The sequence below is a fragment of the Streptomyces sp. WELS2 genome (genome assembly GCF_013870595.1).
Taxonomy (GTDB): domain Bacteria; phylum Actinomycetota; class Actinomycetes; order Streptomycetales; family Streptomycetaceae; genus Streptomyces.
Genome location: NZ_JACBWZ010000149.1, coordinates 1 through 10791 on the forward strand (window position 1 = coordinate 1; position 10791 = coordinate 10791).

Here is a 10791-nt window from a genome sequence, read left to right on the forward strand (position 1 = left end):
CTGGACGCGCTGCGGGACCCGGTCGCGCACCTCGCCTTCCTGGAGACCTACGAGGAGGCCGCGAGCAAGCCCGACTCCTTCTGGCAGGACCGGGCCGTCGGCTCCGGCGCCGGCTCCACGACCGCCCGGCAGTTCATCGCCGAGGCCCCCGACGGGACGTGGGCCGGCTCGGTCACCATGCTCCTGGAGGAGCCCGGCACCGAGGACTGGGCCGGGAACCCGGTCGAGCGGCGGCAGGGACACGCGGCCGGCGTCTTCGTACGGCCGGAGCACCGGGGTAACGGACTCATCGAGGCGCTGTTCGCGGCCGGTCTGGCCTGGGCGTGGCAGCAAGACGCCGAGCGAGTGCGGCTGTTCGTCCACGAGGACAACCTCCGGGCCCAGACGGCCTACCGGCGGATCGGGTTCACGCCCAGCGGGCTCGTCGTGACCTTCTCCAAGGATGAGACCGCCGACGAGCTGGAGTTCGTCCTGGAGCGGCCCGCCTAGACGGGCAGTTCCTGGTGCGGCCAGCGGGTGCGGGCCTGTTCCCGGGAGCGGAGCAGGGCGAGCGTCGGCAGACCCTGGTCGCTCCCGGTGGCCAGCAGGTCCGGCAGTTCGGGCAGCGGCGCCACGGCCGCGATGTCGTCCAGGACCAGGGCGAGTGGTGGGTCGAGCCGACCGGAGGATGACCGTTCGGCCATGCGCCGGCCGCGCTCGACCACGCTGGAGACGAGGGCCGTCAGGAGCGGCATCGCGCCCGGGTTGCTCCGCGGGTCCTCGATGGATGCACCTACCACATAAAGCGTGCCCCCTTCATGGACGAAGGAATCCAGGGCGAGGGCATCGGTTCGGTTGGGGGTGCACGCCTCCCGGATGTTCACCGTGAACAGCGCCGACAGGGCCCTGCTGGTCAGTTCCTGGGCGATGTCCCGGCGCTCCGGGTGCGCGGTGAGCGCCGCCTCCAGCTCGCCGGCGGCACCGGGCGCGGCCTTGGGGTGGGTGCGCAGGGTGCGGACGGCGTCCTGGACCTGGGTGCCCTGCGACCAGCGGTGCACATGCCGGATGGTGCGGTTCTCCAGGGCGGCGGCGTGCAGGTAGCTGCGCAGCAGGGTGGTCGCGGTGTCGGCCACCGCCTGGTCGATGCGCGCGGTGGGCCGTACAGGGGCGAGCAGGGCCGTCGCCCGGTGCAGTGCCGTCTGCCTGTCCTCGCAGCCCGCCGTCGGGGACCAGTGCAGGCGGGCCGGGGTGTCGCACAGGTGCGTCGGGTCGTAGAGCAGGGTGGGGCCCAGTTTGGCCCGGGTGTCCTTGGTCTCCGCCCACACGGCCGGGTTGGAGGTGACGAGGACGACGGGGCCCTCGGCGTCCCGTACGGCCTGGGCCGCGGCCGTCTGCCGGGTCTCCCGGGGCGCGAGGAGGACCTTCTCCCAGCCACCCGCCCGGTCGCCTTCGGGGGGAAGCGCGACGGCAGGCGCCGGTGTCGCCGTTCCCGGCACGGGCTCCGCAGGCCGCGGTACGGGTACCTCGTGGCGTGGCTCGGGGACCTCGTGGCGGGCTTCCGGGACGTCGTGGCGAGGTTCCCGGGCCTCGTGGCGGGGCTCGGCCTGTGCGGGCCTCGGTGGGGTGTCCCGGGCCGCCGTGGCCCGTCGTAGCCTGGCTGCCCGCCAGCGGGCCACCGTGCCGATCGCGAACACGGTGAGCACGAAGAGGATCATCAGCTGGCCGAGGAACAGGCCCCAGAACAGGCCCCAGCCGGGCAGCCGGCCGGGCGGGGTGTCCGGCCAGGCGCCGGGGAGGTCGTGGGGCCGGCTGACGAGGTGGCGCATGGCCAGGGGGGTGCGGGTGAAGGTGACGCCCTCCGGCCAGGAGCCCTGGGCGAACCGGGCCGCGAGGCCGGTGGCCGTCCACACCAGGACGGTGACGCCGATGAGGAACGCGAGGATGCCGATCAGCAGTCCGTCGGGGATCCCGCCCTGGCGTTCCCGGCGGATGTCACGGTGATCGTCCGGTCTCACGCTGTACTCCCTCTAGGCCACCGTCGACTCGGAGTCGCCCAGGTGCTGTTCCACGAAGGCCGCCGCCCGCTGCTCGGCCTCCAGCTCGGCCGCGCGCAGGGCGTCGTCGGCCGCCAGGTCGCTGGCCGACTCGGTCATGGCGCGGTCGGTGAAGACCAGCGGCCGTTCCGTCTCCGTGACCAGGTGTTTGACCACCTGGACATTGCCGTTGACGTCCCAGACCGCGATGCCGGGCGTCAGCGTCGGGATGATCTCGACCGCCCAGCGGGGCAGGCCGAGGACCCGGCCGGTGGCCCTCGCCTCGTCCGCCTTCTGGGCGTAGATCGTCCTGGTCGAGGCCATCTTCAGGATGGCCGCCGCCTCCTTCGCCGCCGCCCCGTCGACCACGTCGGACAGATGGTGGACGACCGCCACGAAGGACAGGCCGAGCCGGCGTCCGAACTTCAGCAGCCGCTGGAACAGCTGGGCCACGAACGGGCTGTTGATGATGTGCCAGGCCTCCTCGACCAGGAAGATGCGCTTCTTCCGGTCGGGGCGGATCCAGGTGTGCTCCAGCCATACGCCGACGATCGCCATGAGGATCGGCATGGCGATGGAGTTGCGGTCGATGTGGGACAGGTCGAAGACGATCAGGGGCGCGTCGAGGTCGATGCCGACCGTGGTCGGGCCGTCGAACATGCCGCGCAGGTCGCCGTCGACCAGGCGGTCCAGGACCAGGGCGACGTCCAGGCCCCACGCCCGCACGTCGTCTATGGCGACGTTCATCGCCTCCGCCGACTCCGGCTCGGGATGCCGTAGCTGCTCCACGATGTCGGAGAGGACCGGCTGGCGGTCGGTGATCGTCTCGTTGACGTAGGAGTGGGCGACCTTCAGGGCGAAGCCGGCGCGCTCGTCCAGGCCGTGGCCCATGGCGACCTCGATGATGGTCCGCAACAGCGCGAGCTGCCCGGTCGTGGTGATCGCCGGGTCCAGGGGGTTGAGCCGGATGCCGTGGTCGAGGGCGGCCGTCGGGTCGAGCCGGATGGGGGTTATCCCCAGCTCCTCGGCGATCAGGTTCCACTCGCCGACGCCGTCCTCGCCCTGCGCGTCCAGGACGACGACCTGGCGGTCCTTGAACCGGAGCTGACGCAGGACGTACGTCTTCTCCAGCGCCGACTTGCCGTTGCCGGACTCGCCGAGGACCAGCCAGTGCGGGGCCGGCAGCTGCTGGCCGTACAGCTGGAAGGGGTCGTAGATGTAGCCCTTCCCGGAGTACACCTCGCGGCCGATGATGACGCCGGAGTCGCCGAGGCCGGGCGCGGCCGTGGGCAGGTAGACCGCCTGGGCCTGGCCCGTGGAGGTGCGCACCGGCAGCCGGGTCGTCTCCACCTTCCCGAAGAGGAAGGAGGTGAAGGCCTCGGTGAGGACGGACAGCGGATCCCGCATCGGAGAATCAGCCCCTACCTTCGGATGCCGGTGGCGAACGGAAGTGTGTTCACGAAGGCGCGGTGGTGCTCTCGGTCGCACCACTCCAGCTTGAGGTACGACTTGCCGGCGGAGGCCCTTATCGTCCGCTTGTCGCGGTTGAGGGCCTCCGGGGAGCGGGCGGAGACGGTGATGTAGCCGACCAGGTTGACGCCGGCGGCGCCGCTGGCGAGGTCCTCGCCACGCTGGTCGAGACGGTTGTGCGCGGCGATGTCCCGGGGGTCGACGGTCCGGTTCATCTTGGCGGCGCGGGAGGCCTCGGCCTCGTCGTTGGTCTTCTCGGTCAGCATCCGCTCGATGGCGACCTCGGTGGGTTCCAGGTCCATGGTCACGGCGACCGTGCGGATGACGTCCGGGGTGTGGACGAGGAGCGGGGCCAGGAAGTTGACGCCGACGGGGGTCATCGGCCACTCCTTCACCCAGGCCGTGGCGTGGCACCAGGGGGCGCGGGTGCCGGACTCGCGGGTCTTGGCCTGGAGGTAGGTGGGCTCCACGGCGTCCAGCTCGGCCGGCCAGGCGTTGCGCTGGGTCATCGCCTGGATGTGGTCGATGGGGTGGTCCGGGTCGTACATGGAGTGGATCAGGGAGGCAAGCCGGCCCTGGCCGAGCGGCTGGCGGACCCGGATGTCGGCCTCCTGGAGCCGGGAGCAGATGTCGGTCAGCTCGCGGGCCATGACGACGGCGAGTCCGGCGTCCCGGTCGACCTTGCCGCCGCGGGTGCGGGCGGCGCGGGCCATGGCGTTGGCCTCGGCGGCCAGTTCCCGGCTGTAGTGCATGCAGGCGACGAGGTAGGCGCGGTGCTGCTCGCTGCTGGTGGAGACCATGGACTGCAGCTGGTCGTAGGAGCGCTGGAGCCAGTCCGGGGAGCGGTCGTCGCCGCGCACGGCGACGTCCTTGGCGTGCGCGTCCGGGTCGGCGGGCAGGGTGCGGGCGAGCATCTGCAGCCGGGTGACGAAGCCGTCGCCGTTGGCGACGTGCTTGAGCAGCGTGCCGAACCGGTCGACCAGGGCCTCCTGGTCCTCGGAGTCGCGCAGGCCGACGCCGGGGCCCTCGATCTCGATGGCGGCGGTGACCGTCTTGCGGTCGGCGTGCAGGAGGACGGCGATCTCGTCCGGGCCGAAGGGCGCGGCGAGCCAGGTGATGCGGCCGATGCCGGGCGGCGGGCCGACCTCGATCTCGCGGCCGTCGAGCCGGGTGCCGGCCTCCATGGCGCCGGACCGGTAGACGGCTCCCCGCTTGACGGTCCGCTTGTACGAGCGGTTGATCTCGAACCACTTGTAGAAGGTGCGGTGCTTGTACGGCACGTAGACCGCGGCGAGCGCGAGCAGGGGGAAGCCCATGAGCAGCGCGATCCGCAGGGGCAGGACCGGTACGAGGAGGCCGCACATCATGCCGAGGAACGCGCCGGCGATGATCAGGGCGATCTCGCCGGATTCACGGTTGCGGCCGATGATCGCGTTCGGCCGGGCGCGGCCGATGAGATACGTACGGCGGGGCGTGACCGGATGGGACAGGTGGGACTCGGTCGTCAACGCCCTTCACCTCCCGAGCGGTTGTTGCGGGTGTTGCTGGCGTGCGGGGTGTTGACCGGGCTGGACGCGCGGGGCGCGGGCGTGGCGGAGGGGACGGTTCCGCCGCCGTTCCCGGCCGGGGTACGGCTGCTGTGGGCGGCGACGCCGCCGGAGGCGGGGTTGGCCTGGCGGGGGGTGCTGCTCGACTGGCCGGCCGCGGCGTTGCTGTCGGCCCGGGTGCTGTGGGTCTTGATGCCCTGGGCGACGAGGGTGGCGGGGGAGCTGATGACCGCGGCGGCCTTGCTCTCCGCACCCTGCATGATGCGGTTGTTGCGGCCGCTGGCGATCTCGTCGCCGAAGCCGGGGACGAAGCGGTAGATCATCGCGCTGGCGAAGATGGCGAGCAGGATGATGGCGAGGCCGGAGACGACCGCGGAGAAGGCGTCGGGACCGCCTGCGCCGGACAGGGCGCCGGCCAGGCCGAGGACGATCACGATGACGGGTTTCACCAGGATGACGGCGATCATGATGCCGGCCCAGCGGCGGACGTGGCCCCACAGGTTCTTGTCGACGAGTCCGGCGTAGACGACGGTGCCGAGGAGGGCGCCGACGTAGAGCAGGGCGGCGCGGATGACCAGCTCCAGCCAGAGGACGCCGGCGGCGAGGATGCTGACCAGGGAGACGACGATCAGCATGATGGGGCCGCCGCCGATGTCGTTGCCCTTCTTCAGGGCGCCGGAGAAGGTGCCGAAGAACGTGTCGGCCTGGTCGCCGGTGGCTTTCGCGAGGACGTCGGTGACGCTGTCCGTGGCCGAGACGACGGTGTACAGGATCAGCGGGGTGAAGGCGGAGGCCAGCACGGTCAGCCAGAGGAAGCCGACGGCCTCGCTGATCGCGGTGGTCAGCGGCACGCCGCGCACCGCGCGCTTGGCCACGGCGAGCAGCCACAGCAGAAGCGTCAGGATCGTGGAGGCGGCGAACACGATCGCGTACTGCTTCAGGAACGCCTGATTGGTGAAGTCGACGGTGGCCGTCTCCTTGACGGCTTTGCTGAGCTTGTCGATGGTCCAGGAGGCGGCCTCGGCGCAGCCCTTGGCCAGCGACGACAGCGGGTCGAGAGTGGAGCTGTCCGGGGCCAGGTCGGGGGATTTCCCGGAAGGGTTGCCACGTTGGCAGTATTTCTTGGCCTCCCCGGAGATGGGTCCGCAGTCGATCCCGCCGTTCGACGGCGAGGGGGACGGACTGCCGGAGGGGGTGGGCGAGGGTTCCGCGAAGGCGCGTGTGGCCAGCAGTACGGCCGTGGTCTGTACGGCTGTCACGACTCCGGCGAGCTTGAGCGCACGCTGCGGGCTACCGGGCATAGGTGAACCCTCCGTACTCTTCGAAGGCTTTGCTGATCTCGTCGGAGGTGGCGGCCCGGTCGTCACCGGGTACCGGTGCGGGGCCGTCCTGCTGTGTCTCGGAGCTGATCTTCCAGTCACCGTCGGACCAGCGCAGGTCGAACGTCCAGGTCTTCCAGGACGAGGTGACAGGGTCGGTCGAGGTGCTGCTGGCCATGCCGATGAGGCCCACGTACCAGACCGCGACCTTGGCGGAGTCGGCCTTGTACTGCCGCACAGTGGTGCCGATCGGAATCACGCGGGAGACGAACGTGCTGCCCTTGGGCGGGTTGCCGGCCGCGTCGAGGCCCATCTTGGCGAGGAACCCGGCCGAGTAGGCCTGGTCCATGGGCCCCTGGAGGCGGGCCGCCGCCTCCTGGGTGTAGAGGAGATCCAGGAGCCTGTGGCGGCTGTCCTTGTTGAACATGCCTGTCGAGCCCAGGGCCACGGCGTAGTTCGAGGCCGCCGACTGGGCTCCCTGCTCGTTGTGGGCGAAGCCCGTCGGAACACCCGCGGTCTTGGTCCCCACCGGGCGCGTGCCGCTCGCCGCAGTCGAGGAGGTCACGGGCCGGTCGGTCTTCGTGGAGGCTTCGGGGTTCTCGTCGCCGCCCCCCCGGTTCGCGAAGGCGATGGCGGCGATGAGGAGGACCACCACGCCGACCACCGTGATCAGGCTTCTGGAGGAGGAGCGCTGGGGGCGGCGGGGGGCGCCGCCGTAGGGGTCGGGGTCGGGCAGGCGGGTCCGGGTCTGGCCCGGCTCAGGGTGGTCGCCGTACCCCTGGTAGTCGCGGTAACCCTGCTCGTCTCCGGGACTCATGCCGCGTACGCCCCCTCCACCTCGTAGACATACGACGGTAGCCGTGCTGGTTCCCGCGCGGGCGCGGTGTGGTGACTCGACATCAGGGAAACGCAACCTCAGCCGGTGGGCACGACGGATGGGTGGGGTGGAGGGGACAGCCGTGGCCGGGCGTGCCCGGAACGGGTGGGGTTACACCGCCATGCCGTACACGATGGTGAACAGTGTGCCGAGGGAGCCGATGATGAAGACCCCGGTGAGGCCGGCGATGATCAGTCCCTTGCCCTGCTCCGCGCTGAACGTGTCCCGCAGGGCCGTGGCGCCGATACGCTGCTTGGCCGCCCCCCATACCGCGATGCCGAGGCACAGCAGGATGGCGACGGCCATGACCACCTCGATCATCACCTTGGCTTCGTTGCCCAGGCTGCCGAAGGGGCCCCAGTCCGGAGCGATCCCGCCGATGATGGTGTTGATGTCTCCCTTGTCGGCCGCAAAGAGCATGTAAGTCACCGCCCCTGGTGGGTAGTTCCGCGAGCCCCTGCGGGCGCAGAGGTCAGGCCTCATTGTCGCCGACAACGTCGCCAACGTATGTCGACTTGGCGTCATTCACCGGCGGGTTTCGTCTATGTGGCACCTACCGTCACTCTGTGTATCACGGCAGGTCACCCCGGGCAATGAGGTCGGAGCGGAACCCGGTGTGTGGTTCCGTCGTTGACCCCCTTTACGACCTGCGCGGTTGTGACGGCCGACCGGGTGAGCTGTCGCGTCGATGGTCTCATGGGCGGGGTGGCGGGCGGGCTGGTCCGGGTGCTCCGATTCACAGGGAAATCTCAGAGAACTCGAGGTTTCCTCCTCACCTTTGAGGGTCAGACTCGGTCCCGATGATGCGCATCTCACGCTGCTCGGCCACCTCGCGGCCCGCGCTGCTCGGCGCGGTGGTGCTGCTCGCTCTGACGTCGGCCTCCGTGGCCGCCGCCGACGACGGACCGGGACCGTTCCACGTCACCGTGGACGCCGTCGACAACCGGTGGAGCGCGCGGGTGGGCGCGCTGTTCGGCGCGGACGGGGCGGGCCGTCCGACGGGCGGTCACTTCTGCACCGCGTCGGTGGCGCACAGCCCGCACGGCGACCTGATCGTCACCGCCGCCCACTGCCTGGACGACCCCGGTCGCGACCTGGTGTTCGTGCCGGGCTACCGCGCCGGACGGGCGCCGTACGGGGTGTGGAGGGTGACGCGGCGGTTCCTGCCCGACGGGTGGGCCCGGGACCGGGACGAGGACAGCGACCTCGCCTTCGCCACCGTCGCCGGGCAAGACGGCGGCCGGGTGGAGGACGTGGTGGGCGCCTACCGGTTCACGCCCGGCGTGGCCACCGGCGCCACCGCGGTGACCGTCACCGGGTACCCGGCCTCCCGCGAGGCCCCCATCACCTGCACCGACAAGCCGGTCCGGCACAGCCGTACCCAACAGCGCGTCGACTGCCCCGACTTCACCGGCGGCACCAGCGGCAGCCCCTGGGTCAACGGGGACCACGAGATCGTCGGGGTCCTCGGCGGCCACGAGGAGGGCGGCAGCACGGCCGGGACCTCGTACAGCGTGGCGTTGGGGCGCGTGGCGGCGGAGCTGTACGAGGACGCGGCCGCGGCACCCTGACCCGGGATCAGGGCCGGGACGCTCGTGATCTCGGTGGCAGGGCACGGACGGTTGGGCGTACGTCCCCTATCCGGACGGCTGCCGGCCGCGGGGTGCGGGGCATGTGCGCGAGCTCTACCGCGAAATGACGCCACATCATGAGAAAGGGCTCTTGAATCGGCGCCGCATGGGGGAAAGTTGAACCGTGCGGAAGTCATGGGTGATCGGTGGGGCGGCCGTCGCGCTCGGCGTGAGCTTCGTGATGCTGCTGGTCGTCGGTGTGTACATCGTGGCCGGGAATCTGGTGGGCGGGGTGACCTCGGGGGGCCGGGGGCTGGCGAAGGGGGCGGTGCCGGCCGCCTACAAGTCGTTGGTGCAGCGGTGGGGCAATCTGTGCCCGGCGCTGACGCCCGCGCTGCTCGCCGCGCAGCTGTACCAGGAGAGCGGGTGGAACCCGACCGTCGTGAGCCCGGCCGACGCGCGCGGTATCGCGCAGTTCATCCCCAGCACCTGGGCGACGCACGGCATCGACGGCGACGGGGACGGCAAGCGGGACATCTGGGACCCCGACGACGCCATCCCGTCGGCGGCCTCGTACGACTGCGAACTGGCCAAGTACGTCAAGGACGTGCCCGGTGACGTCTCCGACAACATGCTCGCCGCCTACAACGCGGGCGCCTACCGGGTGATCCGGGCGGGCGGGGTGCCGGCCATCAGCGAGACGCGCAACTACGTCAAGCGGATCCGCAGCCTGGAGAAGAGCTTCGCCGCGCCGGTCAGCCGGCTCGACCCCAGCCGGCAGGCCGCCGGTGCGATCGCCTTCGCGCAGAGCCGGCTCGGTACGCCGTACCTGTGGGGCGGCGACGGCACCCCCGCGCAGGGCGGGCGCTTCGACTGCTCGGGGCTGACCAAAGCGTCGTACCAGAAGGTCGGGATCACCCTGCCGCGGGTGGCCAATGACCAGTACAACGCCGGGCCGCACCCTTCGCGGGACCAACTTCTCCCCGGTGACCTGGTGTTCTTCTCCGACGACCTCACCGACTCGCGGGCCATCCGGCACGTGGGGATCTACGTCGGCGGCGGGTACATGATCGACGCGCCGCGCACCGGCGCCGTGATCCGCTTCGACCCGATCGACACCCCTGACTACTTCGGCGCGACACGGGTAACGGAGGAGGGCGCCCAAGCACTTCCCACGACCGTGTGAACGATGCGTGAAGCTGCCCCCTGAGCTGCGGAGACGAGTCTCTCTTCGATAACGTCTGCGTGATCATTCAGTGGAGAGTGGAACGTATTCATGGTGCCCGTGCGTTCCTGTTGACGTAGCCGAGCGGACGTCAGTACGGGAGTGCAGCGGAAGCGGATCTACGAACCACGGGGGGCTGGAGCGACGCACACCCGGTGCGTCCGGACGAACGACGAAGGGGCCGCAGCACCATGGCTGTACTCGCCGAATCCGGATCGAACCCCGACGTCGACCTGCTCTACGACATCAACGGCCTGGCCAAGGACGCGCCGCACTGGTTCGACCGGGTCATGGAGTTCGTCGGCGAGTACGGGCTGCTGCTCGCCATGGTGCTGCTGGTCCTGTGGTGCTGGTGGGGCGTGCGGCGCCGGGGCGGCGAGGAGGCGGCGCCGTCGATGGCCGCGCTGGTGTGGGCGCCGCTCGCGGCGGGCCTCGCGGTCCTCGTGAACGTCCCGATACGGGGCTTCGTGGAGCGCCCCCGCCCCTTCCGGACCCACCAGGGCCTGGACGTCCTGGTCTCCGGCAAGGACGACTTCTCCTTCGTCAGCGATCACGCGACGCTCACGATGGCGCTCGGTGTGGGCCTGTTCGTCGCCAACCGCCGCTTCGGCCTGGTCGGCATCGGCCTGGCTCTGCTGGAGGGCTTCTGCCGGGTCTACATGGGCGTGCACTACCCGACGGACGTCGTGGGCGGTTTCGCGCTGGGCACGGCCGTCGTGCTGCTGCTGTCCCCGCTCGCCATGGCGCTGCTCACCCCGCTGATGCGGGCG

Annotated in this window: 10 protein-coding genes; 4 read left to right on the forward strand and 6 right to left on the reverse strand. The window is 70.9% G+C overall.

Annotation, left to right across the window (positions count from 1 at the left end; genetic code table 11):
• Positions 1–489 (forward strand): N-acetyltransferase (locus H5J33_RS12200; protein ID WP_258565027.1); only part of this gene is annotated, 489 nt, incomplete at its 5' end.
• Here the strand turns inward: H5J33_RS12200 and H5J33_RS12205 are convergent.
• From H5J33_RS12205 to H5J33_RS12230, 6 genes are all read right to left on the reverse strand, one after another.
• Positions 486–1994 (reverse strand): type VI secretion protein, encoded by a 1509-nt coding sequence (locus tag H5J33_RS12205; RefSeq protein ID WP_181794924.1) that lies wholly within the window; start codon positions 1992–1994, stop codon positions 486–488. The genes H5J33_RS12200 and H5J33_RS12205 overlap by 4 nt on opposite strands.
• 12 nt (positions 1995–2006) lie before the next feature.
• On the reverse strand, positions 2007–3419 hold the full coding sequence (locus tag H5J33_RS12210) for an ATP-binding protein (RefSeq protein ID WP_181794925.1): 1413 nt from the start codon (positions 3417–3419) through the stop codon (positions 2007–2009).
• A 14-nt stretch (positions 3420–3433) separates the two neighbouring features.
• A complete protein-coding gene (locus H5J33_RS12215; protein WP_181794926.1) occupies positions 3434–4990 on the reverse strand; it encodes an SCO6880 family protein in 1557 nt (518 codons plus the stop codon).
• Complete coding sequence (locus tag H5J33_RS12220) at positions 4987–6330, reverse strand: hypothetical protein (RefSeq protein WP_181794927.1); 1344 nt, start codon at positions 6328–6330, stop codon at positions 4987–4989. The genes H5J33_RS12215 and H5J33_RS12220 overlap by 4 nt, the downstream gene beginning before the upstream one ends.
• Positions 6320–7165: a hypothetical protein gene (locus H5J33_RS12225; RefSeq protein WP_181794928.1), complete on the reverse strand. Its 846-nt coding sequence runs from the start codon at positions 7163–7165 to the stop codon at positions 6320–6322. The genes H5J33_RS12220 and H5J33_RS12225 overlap by 11 nt, the downstream gene beginning before the upstream one ends.
• Positions 7166–7336: 171 nt before the next feature.
• A complete protein-coding gene (locus H5J33_RS12230) occupies positions 7337–7645 on the reverse strand; it encodes a hypothetical protein (RefSeq protein WP_014673544.1) in 309 nt (102 codons plus the stop codon).
• Positions 7646–8025: 380 nt separating this feature from the next.
• On the opposite strand from H5J33_RS12230, the gene H5J33_RS12235 reads away from it, so the two are divergent.
• The 3 genes from H5J33_RS12235 to H5J33_RS12245 all read left to right on the forward strand — a co-directional run.
• Positions 8026–8796 carry a serine protease gene (locus H5J33_RS12235; RefSeq protein ID WP_181794929.1) on the forward strand — a complete coding sequence of 257 codons (771 nt, stop codon included), beginning with the start codon at positions 8026–8028 and terminating at the stop codon, positions 8794–8796.
• 241 nt (positions 8797–9037) lie between these two features.
• The gene (locus tag H5J33_RS12240) at positions 9038–9982 is read left to right on the forward strand and encodes a bifunctional lytic transglycosylase/C40 family peptidase (protein ID WP_220212263.1); all 945 of its coding nucleotides are present in this window, start codon (positions 9038–9040) and stop codon (positions 9980–9982) included.
• Positions 9983–10212: 230 nt separating this feature from the next.
• On the forward strand, positions 10213–10791 hold a 579-nt coding region (locus H5J33_RS12245), incomplete at its 3' end, for a phosphatase PAP2 family protein (protein WP_181794931.1).

Excerpts from the sequence above, each read along its gene's own strand:
- H5J33_RS12210 (WP_181794925.1), bottom strand. The coding sequence starts at position 3,419 with ATGCGGGATCCGCTGTCCGTCCTCACCGAGGCCTTCACCTCCTTCCTC.
- H5J33_RS12220 (WP_181794927.1), bottom strand. The coding sequence starts at position 6,330 with ATGCCCGGTAGCCCGCAGCGTGCGCTCAAGCTCGCCGGAGTCGTGACA.
- H5J33_RS12225 (WP_181794928.1), bottom strand. The coding sequence starts at position 7,165 with ATGAGTCCCGGAGACGAGCAGGGTTACCGCGACTACCAGGGGTACGGC.
- H5J33_RS12230 (WP_014673544.1), bottom strand. The coding sequence starts at position 7,645 with ATGCTCTTTGCGGCCGACAAGGGAGACATCAACACCATCATCGGCGGG.
- H5J33_RS12235 (WP_181794929.1), top strand. The coding sequence starts at position 8,026 with ATGATGCGCATCTCACGCTGCTCGGCCACCTCGCGGCCCGCGCTGCTC.
- H5J33_RS12240 (WP_220212263.1), top strand. The coding sequence starts at position 9,038 with ATGCTGCTGGTCGTCGGTGTGTACATCGTGGCCGGGAATCTGGTGGGC.